Source organism: Providencia sp. PROV208 (assembly GCF_028479465.1).
GTDB classification, from domain to species: Bacteria; Pseudomonadota; Gammaproteobacteria; order Enterobacterales; family Enterobacteriaceae; genus Providencia; species Providencia alcalifaciens.
In genome coordinates this window covers 36,299-61,732 of the sequence record NZ_JAMPNS010000008.1, presented here as the reverse complement: position 1 = coordinate 61,732, position 25,434 = coordinate 36,299, and the positions used below count along the sequence as shown (strand labels likewise).

Genomic DNA, 25,434 nt, shown 5'->3' with positions numbered 1-25,434 from the left:
CCAAGAATGTTACGATTATCGAAACATATCGCTCATCTGTTCTTGTTATCACTACTGTTTGTCGGTAGTGCCATTGCTGCGCAACCACTTTGGCAAGTATTGCCAGAGACTATCAATAAAAGCGTGAGTGATCCCCGAGAATATAAAGCTATTAAATTGAATAACGACATGACGGTTTTACTGGTTTCGGATCCTAAAGCCACAAAATCGTTAGCTGCGGTCTCATTACCTGTTGGAAGTATTGAGAATCCAGATAGTCAGTTAGGACTTGCTCACTATTTAGAACATATGGTGTTAATGGGCTCTAAAAAATACCCAGAGCCAAGCAGCTTCTCTGAATTTTTACAAAAGCATGGCGGGAGTCATAACGCGAGTACAGCTCCTCACCGTACAGCCTACTATTTTGAAGTCGAAAATGGTGCATTAGAAGCGGCGACTGATAGGCTCGCGGATGCCCTTGCAGAACCATTACTAGACCCTATCAATGCGGATAAAGAACGTAATGCAGTTAATGCAGAACTGACAATGGCTCGTGCCCGTGATGGAATGCGTATTTGGCAGATTCGTTCAGAAACCTTAAATCCCGCGCACCCAAATTCTCGCTTTGCTGGGGGGAATCTAGAAACGCTAAAGGATAAAAAAAATAGTAAGCTTCAAGATGAGTTAGTGAGTTTCTACAAGCGTTATTATTCTGCGAACCTGATGAACGGGGTGCTATATGGCGATCAATCTATTGAGCAATTGGCGAAAATCGCCAATGAAACATTTGGTCGTATCCCTAATTTTAATGCCTCAGTACCTGAAGTCACGATCCCAGCAGTTACGGATAAAGAAAAAGGTATTGTGATTCATTACGTTCCGTCTCAGCCGCAAAAAGCACTGCAAATTGAATTTAGTATCAAAAATAATATGGCTGATTTTCGTAGCAAAAGTGATGAATATATTAGCTACTTAATCGGGAACCGTAGCCCTGGTACGTTATCAGACTGGCTGATCTCCCAAGGATTAGCGGAAGGTATTAGTGCATCAGCATCACCAAATTCTGATCGTAACTATGGCTCCTTTTCTATTTATGTCACGTTAACTGACAAAGGATTAGCCGAGCGTGATCAAATCATTGCCGCCATTTTTGCTTATATTGATTTGATTAAAAACCAAGGTGTTAACCAAGGTTATTTTGATGAAATAGCCAAAGTGCTTAATTTATCATTCCGTTATGGTTCAATTGTAAGAGACATGAACTATATCGAATGGCTATCTGACCAAATGATCACAATGCCAGTTAATCATGTATTGGACTCTGATTACGTGGCGGATAAATATAACCCTGCTGCAATAAAACAGCGACTTTCTGATTTAACTGCGCAAAATGCCCGTATTTGGTTTATTAGTCCGAATGAGCCAAGTAATAAAAAAGCTTATTTTGTCGATGCACCCTATCAGGTTGATAAAATTAGCAAAAAGCAATTTACGCAGTGGGCTGATTTAGAGTCAAAAATGACGTTTAAATTGCCTAAACTTAACCCATATATTCCAGACAACTTGTCACTGATTAAAACAGACAAAGCTTACAAGCATCCTGAAATGGTTTATCAGGAAGGAAATACCCGTGTTCTGTATATGCCGAGCCAATATTTTGCTGATGAACCTAAGGCGAGTATTACGTTAGATCTCCGGTACAACGAGCAAGATAAAACGGCTAAATCTCAAGTGGCTGGCTCACTTCTGCAATATATTTCATCGTTAAAAATGGATGAATTACAGTATCAGGCTTCTGTAGCTGGAATGTCTGTTTCAGTTTCTCAAGGGGTTGGTTTACAGCTCAATGCTAGTGGTTATACCCAGCATTTATCTGAGCTGTTTTTGTCCATGACCAAGCAATATTTAAGTTTTGAGCCAACAGAAAGAGAGTTAGCCCAAGCAAAATCTTGGTACAAAGAACAAATCGAAGTAGCAAACAATGCGAAAGCGTATGAACTCGCTATGCAACCACTGCAGCGTCTCAATAGTGTTCCTTATTTTGAACAAGAACAACGGTTAGCCGCTTTAGAGACTATCACGCTTAAGGATATTACGGACTACCGTGATTCAGTCGTTGAGGGGGCTGCCTTACAGGCGTTAGTGGTAGGAAATCTAACTCAGCAACAAAGTATTCAAACTATTTTGGACGCGAGTAAGCTATTGAAGAGCAAAGGTAAAAATTGGTGGCGTGGTGATATCGTTGTTGTAGATAAAACGTATTTGGCAAATTTCCATAAACAAGGTAATAGCAGTGATAATGCGTTAGCTGAGCTATTTATTCCTACTGGCTATGATCGTATCGATGGCGCTGTTTTATCGGGTATTTTATCGAAAATTGTTCAACCCTGGTTCTACGATCAACTGCGAACCAATGAGCAATTAGGTTATGCGGTATTTGCCTTTAAGGTTGGGCTGGGCGATCAATGGGGAATTGGTTTCTTACTACAAAGTAATGCCAAAACTCCAAATTATCTCAATACTCGCTATCAGGATTTCTATACGGCGGCTTTGGATAAGCTGAAAAAATTGCCTGCTAGTGAGTTTGAGCAATATAAGCAATCCATCATTACAGAAATGAAGCAGCCACCGCAAACATTCTATGAAGAAGTAGGACGTTATGGTTCTGATTTTTCTCGTAATATTTTCAGTTTTGATACTCGAGATAAACTGTTAACGAGATTAGCGGCAGCAACTCAAGCTGAAGTGATTAACTACTACGAAAACGCAGTATTAAAACGCCAAGGCTTGGCTATGGCATCTCAAGTTATTGGTCAGAATGTCGATACGAAATCGGGATATGCACAATTTAAAAACTGGGCGCTATATCTGAATGCATCGGACCTTCAGAAGAAGTTACCGATTAAGGAAAATGCTGAGTGAATAAAATGCAGATGAATTCCCAATTGTTAGATGCCTATAAATTGCCTTTAAATGGACAGAGGTTAATCGAGGCATCTGCGGGTACAGGTAAAACTTATACGATTGGGATTCTTTATCTGCGTTTATTACTGGGGTTAGGGAATGAGAATGCATTCCCTCGCCCTTTAAGTGTTGAAGAAATTTTGGTCGTTACCTTTACCGAAGCTGCGACAAATGAATTACGTGGACGTATTCGCGAACGTATTCATAAAATGCGTCTAGCATGTTTACGTAATGGCTTAGGCTTTGAATCAGAACCAGAATACCTTAGGTTACTGGCAGAATTACCAAGTAAAGAGCAGAGGGACTTTGCCGCTAATTGGTTGCTAGCCGCTGAGCGCCAAATGGATGAAGCGGCAATTTATACGATTCATGGTTTTTGCCAACGAATGCTGGCTCACAATGCGTTTGAGTCTGGCATTTTATTTGAGCAAACGATGATCCAAGATGAATTTCCGATTCAGAAACAAGCATGTGCGGATTTTTGGCGGCGTCATTTTTATCCTTTGGATTATTCGATGACGAAAGTCGTTCATTCGCAGTGGAGTGGACCTGAAGCGCTATTGAATGAAATTAAACCATTCTTACAAGGTGATATTCCCACCATTATTAATCAACCTAAAGAGCTCGAAACGCTAGAAGAGCGCCATCATAGGCTAATTAATCTAATTCAAAACGTAAAAGATGAATGGTGCCAAAACGTTGCTGATTTTGAAAAGTTGATTGCGGATTCTGATGTAGATAAACGCAGCTATAGCGGGCGTTATTTACCAACATGGTTGGAGAAAATATCCCATTGGGCGGCGCAAGAAACAGATGATTACCAGCTTCCTCAGGATATTTTAGAGCGTTTTGCTCAGTCCAGATTAGATGAAAAATCTAAAAGCGGTTCGGGACCTTCTCATGCAGTATTTCGGCTTATCGATGAATTACTTGCTCAAAATCTCACTATTAAAGACTTAATTATTCCTCAAGCGATTAGCGAAGTACGCCAAACTATTGCTCATGAAAAGCAAACGCGAGGAGAGCTAGGATTTGACGATTTACTAACCCGTTTAGATAGTGCTTTACATAAAGATGGGGGCGAGCTGCTTGCCGAAGCAATAGCTAAGCGTTTTCCTGTCGCTATGATCGATGAATTTCAAGACACCGACCCGCAGCAATATCGTATTTTTCAGCGAATCTATCAAGAAGCAGACGAGACAGCCTTGCTGTTTATCGGTGATCCGAAACAGGCGATTTATGCTTTCCGTGGGGCAGATATTTTTACGTATATTGCTGCAAAGACGCAAGTTAGTGCTCACTATACGTTAGAAACAAACTATCGCTCATCACAGCATATGGTTGAGGCGGTCAATCAGGTTTTTCATCATGCAGAAAACCCCTTTATTTTTGAACAAATTCCATTTCAAAGTGTTAATTTTGCACAAAGCAATAGCGACAAAAAACTGATCCATGATGGAAAGGAAGTTAAAGCCCTCACGTTTTGGTTGCAGCAAGCGGAAGCTGTCTCAGTTTCAGAATATGAACAAGCGGTTGCACTGCAGTGTGCAGCTCAAATTGGGGAATATCTTGCTGGTGGCCAGCAAGGCTTTACTTACTTTAAAAATAAACAGCAAAAAACACCGGTTGAAGCTTCTGATATCACAGTGTTAGTGCGTAGTCGCCGAGAAGCAGTATTAATCCGTGATGCGCTGAATCAACTTAATATTCCGTCTGTGTTCCAATCGAATAGGGAAAGTGTATTTGCAACCCAAGAAGCTAAAGAGATTCTTTGGTTATTATTGGCGGTATTAACACCGGAAAAAGAACGGGTACTACGCAGCGCGTTAGCCACGGGCTTATTAGGTTTAACTGCTGAAGATATTGATAACCTGAATTACGATGAAAAAGCGTGGGAAGCCTTGGTTGATGAGTTTGCACGATATGCAGTAATTTGGCGTAAACGTGGCGTTTTGCCTATGTTGAGGGGAATTATGTCCCAACGACATATCGCGGAAACTTTGCTGTCGGGTACTGAAGGTGAACGTCGTTTGATGGATCTCATGCATATTGGTGAATTATTGCAAGAGATGTCTCTCCAACTTGAAGGTGAGCACACACTAACTCGTTGGTTGGCACAACAGATTGCGCATCCTGATCATCAATCAGATGCCCAACAAATGCGTTTGGAAAGTGATCGTCATTTAGTGCAAATTAGCACCATTCACAAATCTAAAGGTTTGGAATATAAAATTGTCTGGTTGCCGTTTGCGAGTAATTTTTTACCTCAGTCAAAAGGCTTGTTCCATGATCGTAATGATTACATGACTAAACTCGATCTTGATGATGCCGAAAAATACGTTGAATTAGCGGACGAAGAGCGCTTAGCGGAAGATTTACGTTTGTTGTATGTCGCGCTCACTCGTGCAATTTACCATTGTAGTGTAGGGGTAGCACCGCTTATCAAAGGTAACCGCAAAAAGTCAGGTAATACAGATTTGCATTTATCCGCACTGGGTTATTTACTGCAAAAAGGTCAAGAAGGCGATGCTTCATTACTCAGTAACATGCTAGACGTTATCAGCAACGATGTCATTGATATAAAACCGATTGTTGCGTCGCAAATGGCAAGGTTGAATTTAACGAAAGAGACTGACTGTGAGCTATATGCGAGAGAAATGTCTCGTCATTTTGATGACCATTGGCGTGTTACCAGTTATTCGGGGTTGAGCTATAGCAGTTCTCATGGAGAAGAAGAACAAACATTATCTGCTTTGCAATTTGCAAATTCATTAGCACCAAAAATGGATATCGAAGCTAGCCAAGATGTTAACGCTGAAGAGATACAAGAAAACCAACTGACGCCACACCAATTTCCTAAAGGCTCAGCTCCTGGAACTTTCTTGCATAGTTTGATGGAGGAAATTGATTTTTCAGGTGAAATTTCACCTCAGTGGTTAGAAGAAAAACTACAAGCTGCGGGGTTTGATATTCAATGGGCTCCGATGTTGCAAGTTTGGCTAAATGCGATTCTCAACGTTCCTTTGGCTGATGATGGGCTTTGCTTATCAGCGCTTCCCGCCCAAGATAGATTGGATGAAATGCAATTTTATCTGCCAATAGATAGCCTACTTAATGCAAAAGATGTCGATCGCGTGACTCACCAACATGATCCATTATCCAAACATTGCCCACCGCTTAACTTTGAGCAGGTGCAAGGGATTTTAAAAGGCTTTATTGACTTAACTTTTTGTTGGAAAGGGAAATTTTACTTATTAGATTATAAGTCTAATTATTTAGGTGAAGATGCGTCGTATTATACGCAAGAGGCGATGGCAGACGCGATGATAGACCATCGTTATGATCTGCAATACCAACTCTATTCACTCGCTTTACACCGCTTTTTACAGCAGAGGATGCCAAATTATAATTATGAAACCCATTTTGGCGGTGTTTACTATCTCTTTCTACGTGGGACTGAGCGCGTAGATTCTCAAAATGGCATCTTTTTTTATCGCCCAACAATTGAATTTATCCATGAATTTGATGCGCTCTTTCGTGAGGCTCAATCTAAGGAGCTTCAATAATGAAAGTGCTATTTAATCAAGCTATTGAAGCGCGTTTATTCACGCCTCTTGATGTACAATTTGCCTATAATATTGCAAATGAGGAAAACCCAATACTTTTGCTGGTGGGAGCACTTCTTAGCGCGGAAACCATGTCAGGGCATGTCTGTTTATCATTAGATGATATTCATCCTAACTCGTTATTTATGGGAAGGCACCCTGAGTTTGCAGCGCAGTTGTGGCAAATGATAGGGGAGCCGGATCCTAGCACGATAAGAGCCGCATTGCTGTCGAGTGAATCAGTATGTGAAGTTGGAAATAATGGCGTAGCTCCCTTGATATTGTCCGGTGATTTTCTTTATTTTCAACGCATGTGGCAATATGAGCAGTGTGTCGCACACTTTTTTTCACAGACAGGGTCAACAGATTGTGATGTAGTTAAAACCCAGTCAATTTTGTCGCAGTTATTCCCAGTCTCTGAAGATATTGATTGGCAAAAAATTGCTGCTGCAGTTGCTGTCACAAGCCGAGTTTCAGTCATCTCCGGTGGACCCGGAACAGGTAAAACCACGACAGTAGCTAAAATTTTAGCGTTATTGATTAAGTTAGGTCACCTGCCACATCGTTTACGCATCGAATTAGCCGCGCCAACAGGTAAAGCCGCCGCACGTTTAACGGAATCTTTAGGGCATGCTCTGAAGCAGTTGCCGCTGAATGATGAAGAGCGGACGTTGTTACCCACCCAAGCCAAAACATTACATCGCTTGCTAGGCGCTCAGCCAGAAAGCCAACAATTTCGTTATCATCGTGATAACCCGTTGGCACTGGACATACTGATTGTGGATGAAGCATCGATGGTAGACTTACCGATGATGAGCAAACTCATTGAAGCGTTGCCTAACTCGGCTAAGTTGATATTTCTTGGGGATAAGGATCAGCTCGCATCAGTCGAGGCGGGGGCTGTTCTTGGTGATATTTGCCGTTTTGCCGATAAAGGTTATAGCTATGAGCGAGCTGCCCAGCTTGAATTACTGACTGGATGCCCATTAAGTGATTTTACCTCCAATGAGGGGCCTGTTATTCGCGATAGTTTATGTTTACTGAGAAAAAGCTACCGTTTTTCTGCTGAGTCAGGGATAGGGCAATTAGCCTATGCCGTCAACGCAGGAAATGTAAAACGGGTTGATGAAATTCTTACCCAGAATTTCGCAGACATTCATAATTATATTTCTAACAATAATCCAAATAGCCCCTCTGAACATGAAGCCCAATCTGAGCTCGAAAGTGGAGAAAGTTACGCTCAGATGTTATTAGATGCCGTTGGTTTCTATCAAAACTATCTGTTGGCGGTTAAAGTCGGTGAAAAACCTGCAGATATTCTTTATAAATTTAACCAATACCGTTTGCTTGCTGCATTAAGAGAAGGGGCTTACGGGGTTTCTGGTTTAAATGACAAGCTTGAAAAATTACTTCACCGCCAAGGCTTAATTACAAAACCGTATAATTTACAACATAAACACTATGTTGGAAGACCTATCATGATCAGCCGTAATGATAGTGCTTTGGGGCTCTTTAATGGAGATATTGGTATTATTCTATTTGATGAAGAGCGGCAACTAAGAGCCTACTTTCAGTTCCCTGACGGTACTATTCGTGGGATTCAACCGAATCGATTACCAGCCCATGAGACAGCTTATGTGATGACGGTACATAAATCACAAGGTTCAGAGTTTGCTCATACCGCCTTGGTTTTACCCTATGTATATTCGCCCGTGATTACTCGTGAACTTGTCTATACGGCAATGACTCGAGCCAAGAATGAACTTTCGCTGTATGGCAGTAAAAAAGTGTTGCGTCGCGCGATAGAAACGCCGACTAAACGCCGTAGCGGCTTAGCATTACAGTTTGAGCAATTAAACAGTCACCATGGGATTGCTAAGAACTAGCTACAGATAATGAATTACAGAGAATTAAATTAATCCCCTGACTTTAAGGTACTTCTATGGAAAACCAGCAGCAAATGACCGCCGTAACAGTAACACTAAATGCCAAAATTGACCCCGCTCGCCGTGCAGATTTAGAAGACGCATTTGATCAAGCAATGGAAAAGCTAGGCAAGGAAGGGCAAATTCAAGTCAGCGGTGGTGGTACTCAATTAGGTGAAAATGGCGAAGTTGCTGAATGTGATATTGAATTGGCATTAACCGATGCGAGTGATGAGAATATTAGCCTAATTATTCAGATGTTCTCGGCAATGTTAGCGCCTAAAGGTTCTCGTTTAACTATTCATGGTGAAGATGTACAAATCGATTTTGGTACAGATGAAGGTTTAGCTATTTACTTTAATGGCACAGAGCTACCCGATGAAGTATATGAAAACAATGATATTAATGATTTATTTGACCAACTGGATGAGGCAGTAGAGGATATTGGTGGCATCCACGGTGTTTGGGATGGACCAACTGAAACCGCATTTTACTTTTATGGTAGTTCTTTTGCTGAAATGGAAGCAATTTTACGCCCATTATTAGATGCAAATCCACTGTGTGAAAAGTGCCGCGTCGTTCAAACCGCTTAACTTAACACTAAGTTGTATTAAAGAAAAACCCAGAATGTTGCTTGAACATCTGGGTTTATGATTGCGCATTAAATCGTGTGGCGAATTAATTTTTTCGCCTGTTTCTGGGGACTTAAGCCGCTTGGCTTTTAATATCGAGCATTAATATTTTTGATTTACGCTGATAGTTATAGAGCGCCTGTTTTTTCATGGGGAGCATTTCAATCTCAGCGGGGATAAAACCACGTTCTTGGAACCAATGAATACTTCGGGTGGTTAAGACGAAAAGTTTATCCAATTCCAGTTGCTTCGCTTGTGCCATGACACGCTGTAATAGCTCTTCACCACGAGAGGAGCTGCGGTAATCTGGGTGTACGGCTACGCACGCCATCTCACCAAGTTTTTCTTCAGGGTAAGGGTAAAGCGCTGCGCAAGCGATCACCAAGTTATCCCGCTCAATTATGGTAAATTTATCAATCTCCATTTCGAGTTGTTCACGTGAACGCCTAACTAAAATTCCTTGCTGCTCAAGTGGTCTAATTAACTCTAAAATTCCCCCAATATCATTAATATTGGCTCGGCGAGTTTTTTCAGAGCTTTCCATAACGATTTGCGTACCGATACCATCACGGGAGAATAACTCTTGGATTAACGCGCCATTTTCTTGATAGCTGAGTAAGTGACTACGGCGAACACCTCGGCGGCATGCTGAAGCAGCACCCCGTAAAAAGCGAACGGTTCCAGAGTAATAATCACCTTCTGACTCCAATTCTTGGATTCGTTCTTCAGCTTCATTCGGGAATAGCTCAGATAAGATATTACCTTCTTTATCAGCAACCCCTTGAGATGAGCAAAAACCAATGAGTTTTTCGGCTTTAATTTTAACGGCAAGCTGGGTGGCAATTTCTTCAGAGGTAAGATTAAAGCTTTCACCAGTCACTGAAACGGCGACAGGACCAATCAAAACGATCGAACCGTTATCTAATTGCGCATTGATTGCATCTTCGTTAATGCGACGGATACGACCACTATGGCAATAGTCAATGCCATCATCTACGCCAAGAGGTTGTGCAATGACGAAATTACCACTCACAACGTTAATATGTGCCCCTTGTAACGGTGTATTGCCTAAACTCATTGATAAGCGGGCTGTAATATCTAGCTGTAGAGCACCAGAAGCCTGTTTAACGTATTCAAGAGTATTCGCATCTGTCACACGGGTATGCTTGTGATAAATAGCATCGTAATTATGCTCTGCAAGAATCCCTTCTATCTGAGGACGAGCACCATAAACGACGACTATACGGATGCCTAAACTATGCAATAAACCTATATCATTGACAATGCTAGGAAAATTTTCATGCGCTATTGCTTCACCGCCAAGCATGATAATGAATGTCTTGCCTCGGTGGGCGTTTATATAAGGTACCGAATGGCGAAACTCATCAACCAACTCGGTGCTGCGCTCTTTCATAACTACCCTCTTAACTGAATTTTTATTCGCAATAACTGTATTTTTATTCTTTTTGACAAGAAATATCAAGTAAAAGTTGGGACAATAAAAGTAACAAATTTATTTTTAAGGTTTACATATCTCTAAATATAAATGGATATAATCACAACAATTCAATCTGCATATCAGATTATTGCCAATAAATGTTATTCGACATTTGAGCATCATTAACTATTTAAATTACGTAAATATGGCGTTTATATGGCATTGAATAGATGCGTGCTGGGATATAAATAGAATAGATTGGTAATGACAAAGGATGAAGAACTAGATAGAGTGCGAATTAATCGCTAATATATTATCTCTTATTTTAGATATTATTAAACTTTTCAGGAAATAGATTCGGAATTATTGATGAGTCATCAAGATCACAGCCCATCAAAACGTCGCCTATTGCAAGGTGCGGCGGCAGTCATGCTATTAAGTGTCAGCCCATTTGGATTTGCTGCCAGTAGTAGTGTTGTTGCTGTTCGTATTTGGCCAGCCTCGAGTTATACCCGTATTACTCTTGAATCCAGCATTCCTTTAAAGTATCGCCAGTTTGTTTTAAACAACCCTGAGCGTATTGTTGTTGATTTAGAAGGCGTCCAATTAAATAACGTTCTTAAGAATATGGGAAGTCAAATTCAGTCTCGAGACCCTTACTTAAAATTAGTTAGGGTGGGGCAGTTTGATCCTAAAACGGTACGTTTAGTGTTTGAAGTTAAGAATAAAGTCACACCTCGGTTCTTTACTTTACCGCCAGTAGCTGAGTTTAAACACCGTTTAGTCATGGACTTTTACCCAGGTAAAGGGGTTGAAACCAATGATGATCCGTTACTTGCGCTTCTTGAAGATTACAATAAAGGTGATTTAGAAGAGAGCATGCCTGCACAGGCGAAGAAACCGGGTAAAGCAGGTACGGATAGACCGATTGTTATTATGATTGACCCTGGTCATGGTGGGGAAGATCCCGGTGCGATTGGTAAATATAAAACGCGTGAAAAAGATGTGGTTTTACAAATTGCGCGTCGTTTGAAAACGCTAATAGATAAAGATCCTAAAATGCGAGCTTATATGACGCGTAATGAGGATGTCTTTATCCCATTGAAAGTGCGTGTTGCGAAAGCGAGAAAAATGCAGGCAGACTTATTCGTTTCTATTCATGCGGATGCATTTACGAATCGCTCAGCGAATGGCTCATCTGTTTTTGCATTATCCACGAAAGGAGCGACCAGTAATACGGCGCGTTATCTTGCTCAAACTCAGAACGAAGCTGACTTAATCGGTGGCGTGAGCAAAAGTGGTGATGTCTATCTTGACCATACAATGTTAGATCTGGTGCAAACAGCAACCATTAATGACAGTTTGAAGTTTGGTGATGAAGTCCTGAAACGGATGGGTAGAGTGAATCGGCTGCATAAAAACAAAGTAGACCAAGCTGGTTTTGCTGTATTGAAAGCTCCTGAAATTCCGTCTATTTTGGTAGAAACTGCGTTTATCAGTAACCTAGATGAAGAGCGTAAGCTTAAAACCGCGAAATTCCAACAGCAGATGGCAGAGTCTATTTTTGAAGGGATTAAAGCCTATTTTCGTAATGGTGGCGAGTTAGCTATTCGTAACTAATTATTTGATTTATATATGAAAGAAGGTGGCAAGCTGCAATGTGAGTCGCCTTTTTTATTGATAAAATAAATCGTAAATGAAGCTAGAATAATTAAAAATTAATTTGAGTGTTGAGTTTGGGACGATAAAGAAGAAAGAAAAGGAAACATAAGAATTGGTTGCGGGGGCTGGATTTGAACCAACGACCTTCGGGTTATGAGCCCGACGAGCTACCATGCTGCTCCACCCCGCGACTGAAGAGGCTAATATATCAGGAATTGGTTGCGGGAGCTGGATTTGAACCAACGACCTTCGGGTTATGAGCCCGACGAGCTACCATGCTGCTCCATCCCGCGCCTGAAATATTCACTACTTTGGGATACTACTTTGATTTTACTGCTGAATTTACTTTGACTAAATCAATATTGACTGAATCAAGAAATTGGTTGCGGGGGCTGGATTTGAACCAACGACCTTCGGGTTATGAGCCCGACGAGCTACCATGCTGCTCCACCCCGCGTCCGATAGCGGGCACTATACTCGGGATGAGATCTGATGCAAGTTTTTTCGTGTTTTTTTTTCATTTTTCATCGATGGGAGTTTAAAAATCGCACAGAATGTTGCTTTTTTGTTCTTTAGTGGTGTTGAACTCAGAAATAACTTAACTAAATATTTATACTCGTTTCATTCTCAATTTGGGTTTGCTATTGTGCGCTTCATATTGGATATGTGTTAGGTGGTAAAAGATGAATTCATGGCAGAAAGGGTTAATTGCGGGCGTCTTTTTTTCTTTACTTGCAGGGTGTCAGTCTCATCCGACAGATAAAGGACAACAATATAAAGACGGAAAAATGCATAGTGACTTGCAACAAGTTAATCAGGTTAATGTGCAAGGGCGACCAATAAATGCGCCGGATTTTAATCGCCAAGTGACTGAGATTCAAAATGCATCACCACGCTTATTCAACAGCAATAATGATACTTACCATGCGATAGAGAATTGGTTAATGGCAGGTGGGGATCCGGCTCAGTTGTCGCGGTTTAATTTATCAGCCTTCCAAATGGAAGGGATGGATAACTACGGAAACGTTCAGTTTACAGGTTACTACACTCCCGTAATTGAAGCCCGTCGTTCGCCACAAGGGGATTATCAACATCCGTTATATGGAATGCCGTCAAAAGGTAAGAAACGTTTACCAAGTCGCGCACAAATCTATAATGGTGCGCTCAGTAACAACTTGATCCTCGCTTACAGTAATTCTCCTGTCGATAACTTCATGATGGAAGTGCAAGGTAGTGGTTATGTCGACTTTGGGGATGGTAGCCCTTTGAATTTCTTTGCTTATGCAGGGAAAAATGGTCATGCCTATAAAAGTATTGGCAAAGTATTGGTTGATAGAGGCGAAGTGCCATTAGAAAAAATGTCGCTGCAAGCAATTCATGATTGGACTAACACGCACAGTGAGCAAGAGGTTCGTGAATTACTGGAAAGCAACCCATCATTTGTCTTCTTTAAACCACAATCGTTTGTCCCAGTTAGGGGAGCGAGTGCTGTGCCATTAGTGGCAAAAGCCTCGGTAGCATCAGATAAAACATTGATTCCACCTGGAACTGCATTGCTAGCCGAAGTGCCAGTATTAGATAGTAATGGAAAATTTACGGGTAGATACGAAATGCGTATGATGGTTGCTCTCGATGTGGGGGGCGCAATTAAAGGGCACCATTTCGATATTTATCATGGAACTGGGCACGAAGCGGGCAAAATGGCAGGCTTTTATAACCATTATGGTCGTGTATGGGTACTGAAAAAGAGCCAGCCTGTTTTTAGTGCGATGTAGTGATTATTTACTAGACTGTTATTTTTACTAAGTTACCGTTTTAACTAAGGTTGTTTGTGATTATGCAAGCTCAGCTTTCTGAGGCGTGGATGCAGCGATTCGCTGGAATTGGGCGCTTATATGGGCAAAAAGCCCTTCATCTTTTTGCGCGTTCACATGTGTGCGTTATTGGTGTGGGCGGCGTTGGCGTTTGGGCTGCGGAAGCATTAGCACGCTCTGGTATTGGTGCGATCACTTTGATCGATATGGATGACATTTGCGTCACAAATACCAATCGTCAATTGCATGCATTGAAATCGACGGTGGGATTACCAAAAGTTGATGTAATGAAAGAGCGTATTTTAGCCATCAACCCAGAATGTACCGTCAATGTTATTGATGACTTTATAACAGTCGATAATGTGGCTGAGTACCTTTCTTTGGGGTTTGATTACGTTATCGATGCCATCGACAGTGTAAGACCTAAAGCAGCATTACTTGCGTATTGCCGTCGTTTTAAAATCCCCGTAGTCACAACGGGCGGCGCTGGGGGACAAATTGATCCGACTCAAATCCAAGTTACCGACTTAGCTAAAACAGTCCAAGATCCACTCGCTGCCAAATTGCGTGAACGCTTAAAATCAGACTTTAACGTTGTGAAAAATGGTAAAGGCAAGCTGGGGATTGATTGTGTGTTTTCGACAGAGCAATTGGTTTACCCTCAAAGTGATGGAACCGTCTGTGCGGCGAAAAGCACAGCGGATGGCTCAAAACGGATGGATTGCGCATCAGGTTTTGGTGCTGTCACGATGGTCACAGCTAGCTTTGGCTTTATTGCCGTATCACATGCGTTGAAAAAGATGGTCGCTAAAGCGCAAAGAGAGGATAAATAGTTGGCATTGAGGCTACCGTATCCGCGTAGCCTCAATCATGTCATTATTCTGCCGGGGTCATCTCCCCTGCAATATTCTTAACCGCAGAAATTAACGCCTGTATCCCATTTTGGCGGGATTCACTGAGTTGTCCTGATAAACCCGTTTGATTGAAAATTTCATCAAAGTCAGTATCTAAAATTTGCTGTGCATTTTTATGTTCAATACAGGCAAGTAAAACGGCAAATAATCCTTTCACCACACGCCCTTCGCTATCCCCATAAAAATGAAATGTGTCATCTTCATTGAGGATGGCGCCAATCCAGACGCGGTTTTCACAACCCTGAACTTCTTGAGTTTGCTGCTTTTCTTCTTCAGTAAGGGTTGGCAGTTTTTTGGCTAATTGAATGAGCAGGCGATATTTATCTTCCCAAGCTTTTTGTTTGGAAAACTGTTCAACGATTTCGTGAATGACAATCTCTGTGCCAAATGGATGAGAAGCCAGTTCATGTCTAGACAAAGTCATGTGATTACCTTTTAATCATTTAAAATCGACAGTGCAAATTTTACAGAATTAATAAATTTATCAATATCTTGTTTGTTGTTGTATGGCATGGAAGAGATGCGCAAGCAGCCGCTTATATTGAGTGCGTCCATCAACGGTTGAGCACAATGCTGCCCATAGCGTAGTGCAATTTTTTGTTCGGTCAAGAAGAGACCTAAATCACTATGATGAATATTGTGGAAATTGAAAGATAAAAGTGGTGAGTTTTCTGTGCGATAACAAATAATACCGTCGAGTTGCGACAGTTGCTCATACGCGTAATCTATCAGAGAACACGTATAGATTTCAGCTTGTGTTAAATCTTGGGTTGAAAGCCATTTAAGCACTGCTGCAAAGGCAATGACACCTGCAATGTTAGGTGTTCCGGCCTCAAAACGTTGTGGTATTGGCGCGAGAGTAAAGCCTGAAAAATCGACGTGACTTAACATTTTGCCACCACCATGCCACGGATTCATGTTGGCTAAATGTTCTGATTTTCCGTAACAGACTCCTAATCCGGTTGGTCCATATAATTTATGGGCTGAAAACACGTAGAAATCTACATCTGTAGCCAAGATATCTAGAGGGTGATGTACAACGCCCTGTGCGCCATCCACAACAACTTTTGCTCCAACTTGATGGGCTAATTTAGTTATGGTGGAGATGTCCGGCTGGTAGCCTGTTACGTTGGACATTTGAGTGATAGCAATAACTTTAGTTTTTGTGTTTAAGATAGAGCGTAGTGCGTTGATATCGAGTGTTAAGTCAGGTTCTATTGCCCATTTTACGACCTTTGCACCTGTTTGCTGTGCCAACATCAGCCATGGTAGCAAGTTAGAATGATGCTCAGTTTCGCTGACAATAATTTCGTCGCCACTTTGAAGTTTCTCGCGAAAATAGCTTTGAGCAATCAAATTTATCGACTCAGTGGTACCGCGAGTCCAAATAATGGATTTTTCGTCAGGCGCATGGATTAACTTAGCCGCTAAGGAGCGCCCTTGCTCATAGAGTTGCGTGATTTTTAATGCCTCTGGCGATTGCCCTCGATATACAGAACTGCCTGAAAAACGATAGTAATTATCGGAGGCGTTGACCATTTCCAGCGGTTTTAGTGCGGTAGCGGCACTGTCTAGAAAAACGATATCTGAGCTGATAGCAGGAAATTGCTGGCGAAATTGAAGGGCGTTAAAGTTATCCATTATGCTGATTCTTTGTCGTTAATCATTCAGTTGGCGAATGTGATTATGATCTGGCTATGATAATAACGGAAAACAGTGAATAAGTAGATGGGTACAAAAAATGTTATTCAGTTATCGATTATTAGACATAATTTGTTACACTTAACAGGAAGATTTTTGCTCAGATTTTAGAATAATTGCGCGCCATAAAAATGCAACGTAGTTTAAAACGTTTTCGGTTTACTTTTAATCTAATGATTAAATTTAATTTAAGATGGTTTTGTGTGCTTTTTTACTCTTAGTCTGATGGGATAATAATTTTTATCTTCCATAATGGATTTTATCGCGCTCAACATAAAAAAAAGCACCGCGCTTTGGCGGTGCACTATAAAATCACTATGGACAGACAGGGTAAATGTACAGGAAGTGAAAAAAACAGTAGCAATTGCTACAAAGCCTGGTTTAACCAGACAACTTGCAAACACAACATCACAACCACAAAGCCAAAAGTTTCAAAGTAACTAAACTCTGCAACTTTTCGTTCCGGCTTAGGAAGTGTGCATACTATAGGTATTTACTAGCGGATCCTCAATGGACAATTTATAATGCTTCGGATGAGAAAAACTAATGCATATAACAAAGCTGAGCCGAAGAGATTATGTCTAAAAGATTACCGCCTTTAAATGCTCTGAGAGTGTTTGATGCCGCCGCCCGTCATTTAAGTTTTACTAAAGCGGCAGATGAATTATTTGTGACACAAGCTGCTGTTAGTCATCAAATAAAAAGCCTAGAAGATTTTCTTGGTTTGAAGTTGTTTCGTCGCCGAAATCGCTCATTGTTACTGACGGAAGAAGGGCAAAGTTATTATCTTGATATTAAGGAAATTTTCTCGTCTTTAAATGAGGCGACGAGAAAGCTTCAAGCCAGAAGTGCAAAAGGCGCACTCACTGTAAGCTTATCGCCAAGTTTCGCGATACAATGGCTAGTTCCTCGTCTTTCTGGATTTAATCAAGCGTTTCCTGGCATTGATGTACGTATTCAAGCGGTTGATCGGGAAGAAGATAAGCTAGCCGATGATGTCGATGTTGCGATTTTTTACGGTCGAGGAAATTGGACAGGTCTAAGAACTGACAGGCTGTATGCTGAATACTTAATGCCAGTGTGTTCACCTTCGTTGTTAACGGGTGGGAATCAACTTAAAAATCCTGAAGATCTAGCAAAGCATACATTACTTCATGACTCTTCTCGTCGTGATTGGCAGGCATATGTGAAGCAGTTAGATTTGCAGAATATTGTTAATGTACAGCAGGGACCTATTTTTAGTCACAGTTCGATGGTGATTCAAGCTGCAGTACATGGGCAAGGCGTTGCGCTAACTAACAATGTGATGGCAAAAAATGAAATTGATGCGGGCAGATTGGTGTGCCCATTTAGTGAAGTTTTAGTGAGTAAAAACGCATTCTATCTGGTCTGCCAAGAAAGTCAGGCCGATTTAGGGAAAATTGCGGCATTTCGTCAATGGATCCTCGCGCAAGCAGCCAGTGAGCAAGAAAAGCTCTGGTTTATTACCAATGACCAAGATTTGACGCATATACAATAATCAAACAGTAAAAACGAAGGTGCTATTGTGAATAGTCGTTTGATGTTAATTTTTGCAGGGATCAGTGGATTTTTTGTGGTCGCATTTGGTGCTATTGGCTCGCATGCACTTGCACCAATGATGAGCTCTCATCAAATGGCATGGATTGAGACAGGATTGCGTTATCAAATGTTTCATACTGTTGCATTAATGGTGCTGGGCGCAGTATTACTGCGTAAAGTCATTTTATGGTTCTATTGGGCTGGGGTATTTTTCTCCGTTGGAATACTTCTTTTTAGTGGTAGCCTTTATTGTATGGCCTTATTGCAGGTAAAATACTTCTCTTATTTTACGCCAATAGGTGGCGTTTGCTTCCTAGTTGGCTGGCTTTTAGCAGTTATTGGCGCTATGCGTCTAAGGAAATCGGCGTCACGCAATGAGTAACAAGATTGCATTATATTGCCGCCCGGGCTTTGAAAAAGAGTGTGCAGCAGAAATTACAGATAAAGCAGGACAACGTGAAATTTACGGTTTTGCTCGTGTTAAAGAGAATAGCGGCTATGTTATTTTTGAATGTTATCAGTCTGAGGACGCAGACATTCTTGCACGCACGCTGCCATTTCGTGAATTAATTTTTGCTCGTCAAATGTTTGTGGTAGGTGATTTATTAAAAGATCTACCTCCAGAAGATAGGGTTACTCCTATTGTGAATGCGCTTAGCAAGCAGGTTGAGCGAGCAGGTGATCTGCGAGTTGAAGTCGCAGATACCAATGAATCAAAAGAGTTAATGAAGTTTTGCCGTAAATTTACAGTACCTCTGCGTAATGCGTTACGCCAAGAGAAAGTATTATTGGCGAAAGAGAACTTTAAACGCCCGGTGATCCATGTGTTCTTTATTGCACCGGGGTGTTGTTATGCCGGCTATTCTTATTCGAATAATAGTTCGAATTTTTACATGGGCATTCCGCGTTTAAAATTCCCATCAGATGCACCAAGTCGTTCAACGTTAAAATTGGAAGAAGCTTTCCATGTGTTTATTCCTTATGAAGAGTGGGATGAGCGTTTAGGGAGTGGAATGAAAGCCGTTGATCTTGGAGCATGTCCAGGCGGGTGGACTTATCAGTTGGTGAAACGCAGTATGATGGTTGATGCCGTTGATAATGGTCCAATGGCGGAAAGCTTGATGAATACAGGACAAGTTCGACACCATCGTGAAGATGGCTTTAAATTTAAGCCGACATCGCAGAATATCACTTGGTTAGTGTGTGATATGGTAGAAAAACCCGCGAAAGTTGCTGCATTGATGACGCAGTGGTTACAAGAAGGCTGGTGTCGTGAAACCATTTTTAACTTGAAGTTGCCGATGAAAAAGCGTTATGAAGAAGTCGCGCATATTCTGGAAAAAATGAAAGTTCAGCTGAAAGAGAATGGTATCAACGTTCTGATCCACGCAAAACAGCTTTACCATGACCGTGAAGAAGTCACCGTGCATGTACAACGTGTTTGGTCTGCAAACCCAATGGCGCGTGAATATTATTAAGTCAAAGCTGGATTGGTTTGAATAGCAAAAAGGTCACTTTGAAGTGACCTTTTTTGTGTCTGCTATTTAGCTTGATAGCGTAATTGGTTTAGGTTGCCTTTCAACGCAATATTCGTTTTTAGTGTCGCAATTTCGCGGCAGATTATCGCTATATCTTTTTGATTTGCTAATTTTTTCTGCCATTTCTCTTCAAGAACATCAAAGTTGGCGTACAAATTTTCAATCGAGCGGAATCGCTGAAGCAGCTCCGTGGCGCTTTTAGCTCCAATTCCTGCAATTCCGGGAACTTTACTGCTGCTGATCCCCGCTAAACCCCAGTAGTCAGGAAGTTGTTCAGGTTTGACCCCAAATTCATTTTCGATAAAAGGCACGTCTAGCCAGCGTTTTTGAAAATAGTCACGAATACGTAAATTGGGTGACAGCAACTGACAATAGCCTTTATCGGTGGAGACGATGGTGACGGTATGCCCAGAATCGGCAATGCGTTTAGCGAGAGTGGCCGCTAAGTCATCGGCTTCGTCTCCCTCAGATTGCCAGCAATGAATACCATTTTCTTCAAACTGAGCAACTAAGTTGGGGAGTTCAGTGTGTAATGATTCAGGCATAGGCTGACGTCCTGCTTTATAGTCAGGTAGCTTTTCATGGCGCCAACTATGGTGTCGACCTTCCTCATCAAAGACGGCGACAACGTGAGTTGCATTAGTGTGGTTAATCAATTGAGAAATAGCGGACAAGCAGGTTTCTCCACATGGGCTACCCTGAACCGCGTGGATACGTCGAATTAAATTTAAAGCATCAATAATTAATAAATGGATCATAAGCCGTTTGGTAGTTAAACGCACCGTCCTTGGCGCGTAGGTGATTATTTCACAATTTCATAGCAAGGTTCGTAAGCGGTGCCACCCGGCAATTTCATACGATGCTGTTTCACGAAACCTTGGAGTAAAATATCCATACGTTTCATGATGTCGCTATCACCGTGAATTTTGAAAGGACCATGTTTTTCAATGGCTTTCATACCAACTTCTTTCACGTTACCCGCGACAATCCCAGAGAAAGCACGACGTAAATCAGACGCCAATTTTTCAGGAGATTGGTCTGGGTGCAAGTTCAGTGACGCCATATTTTCATGGGTTGGTTCAAATGGATGCTGTAAGTCTGGTGCAATTTTAATCGACCAGTTGAAACTGTAAGCGTCGCCAGTATTACGGCGGCTCTCTTTCACAGCAGACATTCCTTTTTTCATTACGCGAGCCACTTCTTGTGGGTTATCGATAATGATTTGATAATGTTTGCTGGCTTCATCACCCAGAGTGTGGCGAATAAAGTCATCCAGTACAGAAAAATATTCAGCACTCTCTTTTGGTCCAGTGAGCACGAGAGGTAACACTTGCTCGGTATTTTCAGGATCCATCATGATGCCTAACAAATACAGAAGTTCCTCCGCAGTCCCTACACCACCTGGGAAAATAATAATCCCGTGAGCTAAACGCACAAATGCCTCGAGACGTTTTTCGATGTCAGGCATGATAATCAGTTCGTTAACGAGTGGGTTAGGTGGCTCTGCCGCGATGATAGAGGGTTCGGTTAAACCGATAAAACGACTGTCTTTGTAACGTTGCTGCGCATGACCAACCGCAGCGCCTTTCATCGGCGCTTCCATCGCGCCCGGTCCACAACCGGTACAGATATTCAGTTCGCGTAAGCCAAGTTCATTACCAACTTTACGACCATATAAATATTCGTTTTCATTGATGGAGTGACCACCCCAGCACACGATCATATTCGGGTCTTCACCAATATGCAGAGCACGGGCGTTACGTAAAATAGAAAAGATCATGTTGGTTAGATGGACACTGTTTTCCAAATCGAGATGGAATTGCTGTTTTGCTGTACTGATTTGTCCATGCACAAACAGAATATCGCGCAGTACAGCAAACAAGTTAGCTTGTAATGAGCGAATAATTTTTCCGTCAACGAATGCTTTTTCAGGGGGATTGATGAGTTCCAGCTTAATGCCACGTTCGCGACGTAAGATATTGATATCAAAACTTGCACTTTTTTCTAATAGCTCTTTACTGCTGTCAGTTAAGCTTCCTGAATGTAACACCGCTAAGGAGCAGTTTCGATACAATTGATACAAATGGCTGCTCGCCGTACGTTTCAGCATGTCGACTTCAAGCTGAGACAGTAGATCCATAGATCCTAATGGACTGATATGAGTAATCAAGTAACACTCCTTTACCCAATTGGGCTATTGACGCGTGAATTACATTGAAAATGATTTAAATAGCATTCTCTTAAATTACACTGTTTTTCAATTTAGTAGGTACTTATTGCCGTGCCAAACGACCCGTTTCAGGCTCAAATTGTTCATTACTGCGCCATGGATTGATATCCAATCCACCTCGGCGAGTATAGCGTGCATATACCGATAACTTTTCCGGTTTGCACAGTATTGTTATGTCGTTGAAAATGCGTTCCACGCACTGTTCATGAAATTCATTATGATGACGAAATGAGACGAGGTAACGTAATAACGCTTCGTGATTGATTTTCGGACCACGATAATGAATTTGTACTGAACCCCAATCAGGCTGGTTGGTGATCAAGCAATTTGATTTTAACAGATGGCTGACGAGGATTTCTTCGACGACCTCTGATTGGGTACAATCGACCAGATACTGACGATTAAATTCATAGTTATCGATATCAATCTCTTGCTCATCAATGCAGACACCTTGGAATTGGTGAATGGCTTGCTGAGTGAAATCGTCAAGCTTATAAAGTGTAACCTTAACCTCGCCGTTAGCACAGCGGCTTAGGTCTTTTTGCAAAACGGTTCGCACATTTTCCCACGTTTCAAAACGGGTCTGGTTGAAACTGTTGAGGTAAAGCTTAAAACTTTTGGATTCTACGAGATTTTCACTTGTGGCATCAATACTAACAGAGCCTATAGCAACTTGAGGGACTCCGCGGGCGTTTAGCCAAGAAAGCTCATACAGTGTCCAGATGTCTGCGCCGTGAAATGGCAGGCTATCAGCATGAATGTCCAAAGGATCTCGATTAAGACTGCGTGGTACAGCTTGTAATAAAGCGGCATCATATTGGTCATGATAAGCCGTCTTCTTTCCCAGCGTTAAATTATCGAGAGCAGGGTTATTCTGATAGTGAGACATAGTGATCCTTATCTTTCGGCGCATCAGTCCTTAATAGGTAAACTGAGTACGTTTTATTCGTTTGTTAACTTCTGTCATAATACCACTTATCTGTAATATTGAGTCCGCCAATTTAAATTGGTTTAAATAATGTTATTTCTAACAGTTGAAAAACGATGAATACAATAATCTCTGATTTAATTAAAAATTTTACTAGCCAGTATGTAGCAAAGTGGCAAGACGTTACGGGATTACCGCCAAGTTCCTCTGAACTTTATGGCGTACCGTCTCCTTGTATCGTCCGTACTGGTGACGATGTGGTTTATTGGGAGCCTCAACCATTTCCATTAGCAGAAAAAAGCCTAAGTAATGTAGCTAATGGTGTCGACTTGCAATTACAAGATGACATCCATGCTTTTTATACTACGCAATTAGCCGGAGATATGTGTGCGACATTCAATGATCTGTCATTGAACTTGGTTCAAGTGTGGAGTGAAGAAGATTTTATTCGTTTACAAGAAAACCTGATTGGGCATCTGGTGACGCAAAAACGATTAAAGTTATCACCAACGCTGTTTATCGCCACATTAGATTCTGAATTAGAGATGATTTCCATGTGTAATTTAACGGGAGAAATTATTGTGGAAACATTCGGAAGTAAGCAGCGACGGGTAATTGCAGAAAATCTTGCGAGTTTTATTCAACAGTTGAAGCCAGTTATATCATCTCAGGGGTAAGAGATTAGCAGCATTGAACTGTAAGTCATTACCTACAATTGGGTTAAGCCATATCTTAATAAATTTTCATTTTACTGAAATGATAACTATTTAACTTTTAATTTCATGGCATTACTATCTATTTTAAGTTTTTTATTATTTTTTGAACCACATAAGAATGGAATACTAGGTTGTTTCATTAATGGATTTAATACATTCTTATCGGGCTGGACAGGGTAGTTGTTTAGCAATTTACATTTTAAAAACAAGGAAATGGATAGCCTAGCAGAGCAGTTAATTTGCTCATTTTTCTAACAGGATGTTAGGCGGCAGGAAGTCGCATTGCAGGATGCAAGTCAGTTGATAGATAAGTAGCCAGTTAGTTTTTAACTGGCTACTTTTTTTTATTTCTGCGCCGTGTTTGAGTAGAGGGTAAGGGATTGAACTATGTTCTGGAACATGGCTTCTCGTAGCGCCTCGCGTTTACGGAATTCAGAGCGTCTCTGGCTTTTAACGGATTCAATATCACGTACGGGTTCTTGAAGCGGTAACTGATACCATCCCGCAGAATTTAATACACCGCCACACTCTTCCCAAAACGTATCGTAGCTGGATTTTAAATGTTGGCTCTTGATATGACAGTTATTCGAAATCCCGTTAATGGATTTGATTTGGAAATAAGCCGCTACAGCATAAATGGCTGACATTAACAGATTTTTAGGTCTCATTGCGTGCATTTGTTTCGTGATAGATTTCACTTGCTCTACGCTCTGCTCGGTAGATGGTCCTTGTAGAGAACACACATAGAGTTGACCTTGCTCCCCGAATGAGAAACTCATCAGATAGATTTCATCGCCAGTTTCATTGAGTAAATGAATTGAGAGATCCCCTTCACGAGGATATTGGGAATAGATCATTTTTAATTGAGCAAAATCACCCGATTTTAGCTCAATATTAGCAATAGTCAGTCCTTCACGTTTATCCGAAAACATGGCAGTAATGGCTTCGGGGGTAAAGGTTCTTTCAATTAAATCTAATGTGTAGCTCGCAGTTGATAACTTTTCTTTACCACTCCACGCTTTGTGCAGATATTTATTTATAGGACGCTCAATAAATTGCGGTACGCCATCAATGGACGCGGATAATAGAGCGCTCTGATAGCTGTCGCACATCGATTGATATTGCTGATATTGTTGTGAAGGCAATCTAGCAATGCGAATCTTTCTTTTTAGCTGTACATATTTGTTAGTGAAAGATTTCCATGTCTGATTTTGTTGACGCCACTGCTTTAATAGTCCCATAGATAAACCATCTTTATGTTAATAATGAAAAAAGCAAACTGTATAGAAAAACATTTGATAATAAATGCCAAATATACAATAAATGATAAATGATTATTAATTTTTTTAATAAATATGAGCGAAAGGATATAGCGGAATAATTTGAGGGCGTTTGATTGCTTTTTATTTCAGCCATCCCCATGTTTTCGACAGAACCGTGCCATAAAATACGGTATATTTTGAATTATTACAGTCGAATAGGTTTTAGTATGAATATTGAGCAACGCATTCTAGAGAAACTCGGGCATCTCGAAATGGAAATGAGAGACAAATCTCTATGGGATGAGCTTCCGCCAAGCCCTGAAGCGTTTGAAAGCGTAGAACCTTTTGCTATTGATACGATGGAAGCTGCGCAATGGTTACAGTGGATCTTAATTCCCCGCCTAACCGCAATGATAGATCAAGGTGCGATGTTACCGAACAATTTTGCTATTGCCCCTTATTTTGAGGAAATCTACAAAGAAGATGAGGAAGGGCGCTTTATTGTGTTCCTAGACCATCTTCGTGAGTTAGATAGCTATTTTCAATTCACCATGATGGGCGAGTAA

General features: G+C 41.2%; 19 protein-coding genes and 3 tRNA genes. 12 read left to right on the top strand and 10 right to left on the bottom strand.

What is annotated here, in order from left to right; translation table 11 throughout:
* The first annotated feature begins 6 nt into the window (after positions 1-6).
* The 4 genes from ptrA to PR766_RS06725 are packed head-to-tail and all read left to right on the top strand — an operon-like array spanning position 7 to position 9,066.
* Positions 7-2,901, top strand: coding sequence for a pitrilysin (gene ptrA, locus PR766_RS06740; RefSeq protein WP_154636124.1), 2,895 nt, complete (start codon positions 7-9; stop codon positions 2,899-2,901).
* Entirely contained in the window at positions 2,898-6,509 is a 3,612-nt protein-coding gene (gene recB / locus PR766_RS06735) for an exodeoxyribonuclease V subunit beta (RefSeq protein WP_230086777.1), read from the top strand. Before ptrA ends, recB begins: the two co-directional genes overlap by 4 nt.
* Entirely contained in the window at positions 6,509-8,434 is a 1,926-nt protein-coding gene (gene recD / locus PR766_RS06730; RefSeq protein ID WP_036983422.1) for an exodeoxyribonuclease V subunit alpha, read from the top strand. The genes recB and recD overlap by 1 nt, the downstream gene beginning before the upstream one ends.
* Positions 8,435-8,490: 56 nt before the next feature.
* On the top strand, positions 8,491-9,066 hold the full coding sequence (locus PR766_RS06725; protein ID WP_006659231.1) for a hypothetical protein: 576 nt from the start codon (positions 8,491-8,493) through the stop codon (positions 9,064-9,066).
* 112 nt (positions 9,067-9,178) lie between these two features.
* Here the strand turns inward: PR766_RS06725 and argA are convergent, their stop codons facing one another.
* Positions 9,179-10,519: an amino-acid N-acetyltransferase gene (gene argA, locus PR766_RS06720; RefSeq protein WP_006662976.1), complete on the bottom strand. Its 1,341-nt coding sequence runs from the start codon at positions 10,517-10,519 to the stop codon at positions 9,179-9,181.
* A 393-nt stretch (positions 10,520-10,912) separates the two neighbouring features.
* On the opposite strand from argA, the gene amiC reads away from it, so the two are divergent.
* A complete protein-coding gene (gene amiC, locus PR766_RS06715) occupies positions 10,913-12,163 on the top strand; it encodes an N-acetylmuramoyl-L-alanine amidase AmiC (RefSeq protein ID WP_006659233.1) in 1,251 nt (416 codons plus the stop codon).
* 155 nt (positions 12,164-12,318) lie between these two features.
* Here amiC and PR766_RS06710 read toward each other — a convergent pair.
* The 3 genes from PR766_RS06710 to PR766_RS06700 form a co-directional block, all read right to left on the bottom strand.
* Positions 12,319-12,395, bottom strand: a tRNA-Met gene (locus PR766_RS06710).
* 26 nt (positions 12,396-12,421) lie between these two features.
* Positions 12,422-12,498: transfer RNA gene (locus tag PR766_RS06705), tRNA-Met, on the bottom strand.
* A gap of 87 nt (positions 12,499-12,585) precedes the next feature.
* A tRNA-Met gene (locus tag PR766_RS06700) sits at positions 12,586-12,662 on the bottom strand.
* Positions 12,663-12,888: 226 nt separating this feature from the next.
* On the opposite strand from PR766_RS06700, the gene mltA reads away from it, so the two are divergent.
* Entirely contained in the window at positions 12,889-13,980 is a 1,092-nt protein-coding gene (gene mltA / locus PR766_RS06695; protein ID WP_006660126.1) for a murein transglycosylase A, read from the top strand.
* A gap of 62 nt (positions 13,981-14,042) precedes the next feature.
* Positions 14,043-14,852 carry a tRNA cyclic N6-threonylcarbamoyladenosine(37) synthase TcdA gene (gene tcdA, locus PR766_RS06690; protein WP_036962882.1) on the top strand — a complete coding sequence of 270 codons (810 nt, stop codon included), beginning with the start codon at positions 14,043-14,045 and terminating at the stop codon, positions 14,850-14,852.
* A 43-nt stretch (positions 14,853-14,895) separates the two neighbouring features.
* Here the strand turns inward: tcdA and csdE are convergent, their stop codons facing one another.
* Positions 14,896-15,357 carry a cysteine desulfurase sulfur acceptor subunit CsdE gene (csdE, locus tag PR766_RS06685; RefSeq protein ID WP_036962884.1) on the bottom strand — a complete coding sequence of 154 codons (462 nt, stop codon included), beginning with the start codon at positions 15,355-15,357 and terminating at the stop codon, positions 14,896-14,898.
* An 11-nt stretch (positions 15,358-15,368) separates the two neighbouring features.
* A complete protein-coding gene (gene csdA / locus PR766_RS06680) occupies positions 15,369-16,574 on the bottom strand; it encodes a cysteine desulfurase CsdA (RefSeq protein WP_036968857.1) in 1,206 nt (401 codons plus the stop codon).
* 637 nt (positions 16,575-17,211) lie between these two features.
* Between csdA and PR766_RS06675 the strand changes: the two genes are divergently transcribed.
* The 3 genes from PR766_RS06675 to rlmM are packed head-to-tail and all read left to right on the top strand — an operon-like array spanning position 17,212 to position 19,672.
* Complete coding sequence (locus PR766_RS06675; protein ID WP_154636125.1) at positions 17,212-18,153, top strand: transcriptional regulator GcvA; 942 nt, start codon at positions 17,212-17,214, stop codon at positions 18,151-18,153.
* Between the two features lie 27 nt (positions 18,154-18,180).
* Entirely contained in the window at positions 18,181-18,576 is a 396-nt protein-coding gene (locus PR766_RS06670; RefSeq protein WP_006662981.1) for a DUF423 domain-containing protein, read from the top strand.
* Positions 18,569-19,672: a 23S rRNA (cytidine(2498)-2'-O)-methyltransferase RlmM gene (gene rlmM / locus PR766_RS06665; protein ID WP_036962889.1), complete on the top strand. Its 1,104-nt coding sequence runs from the start codon at positions 18,569-18,571 to the stop codon at positions 19,670-19,672. Before PR766_RS06670 ends, rlmM begins: the two co-directional genes overlap by 8 nt.
* A 62-nt stretch (positions 19,673-19,734) precedes the next feature.
* Here the strand turns inward: rlmM and xni are convergent, their stop codons facing one another.
* From xni to queF, 3 genes are all read right to left on the bottom strand, one after another.
* Positions 19,735-20,490, bottom strand: coding sequence for a flap endonuclease Xni (gene xni / locus PR766_RS06660; RefSeq protein WP_006662983.1), 756 nt, complete (start codon positions 20,488-20,490; stop codon positions 19,735-19,737).
* Positions 20,491-20,534: 44 nt separating this feature from the next.
* Complete coding sequence (ppnN, locus tag PR766_RS06655; protein ID WP_006662984.1) at positions 20,535-21,902, bottom strand: nucleotide 5'-monophosphate nucleosidase PpnN; 1,368 nt, start codon at positions 21,900-21,902, stop codon at positions 20,535-20,537.
* A gap of 103 nt (positions 21,903-22,005) precedes the next feature.
* Positions 22,006-22,851 (bottom strand): NADPH-dependent 7-cyano-7-deazaguanine reductase QueF, encoded by an 846-nt coding sequence (queF, locus tag PR766_RS06650; protein WP_006658421.1) that lies wholly within the window; start codon positions 22,849-22,851, stop codon positions 22,006-22,008.
* Positions 22,852-23,006: 155 nt separating this feature from the next.
* Here queF and syd point away from each other — a divergent pair, with 155 nt between their 5' ends.
* Positions 23,007-23,567 carry a SecY-interacting protein gene (syd, locus tag PR766_RS06645; protein ID WP_006662985.1) on the top strand — a complete coding sequence of 187 codons (561 nt, stop codon included), beginning with the start codon at positions 23,007-23,009 and terminating at the stop codon, positions 23,565-23,567.
* A gap of 383 nt (positions 23,568-23,950) precedes the next feature.
* On the opposite strand, the gene PR766_RS06640 is transcribed toward syd, so the two are convergent.
* Positions 23,951-24,847: a VirK/YbjX family protein gene (locus tag PR766_RS06640; RefSeq protein WP_006662986.1), complete on the bottom strand. Its 897-nt coding sequence runs from the start codon at positions 24,845-24,847 to the stop codon at positions 23,951-23,953.
* Positions 24,848-25,095: 248 nt separating this feature from the next.
* Between PR766_RS06640 and PR766_RS06635 the strand changes: the two genes are divergently transcribed.
* Positions 25,096-25,434, top strand: a complete 339-nt coding sequence (locus PR766_RS06635; RefSeq protein WP_006658417.1) for a YqcC family protein — start codon at positions 25,096-25,098, stop codon at positions 25,432-25,434.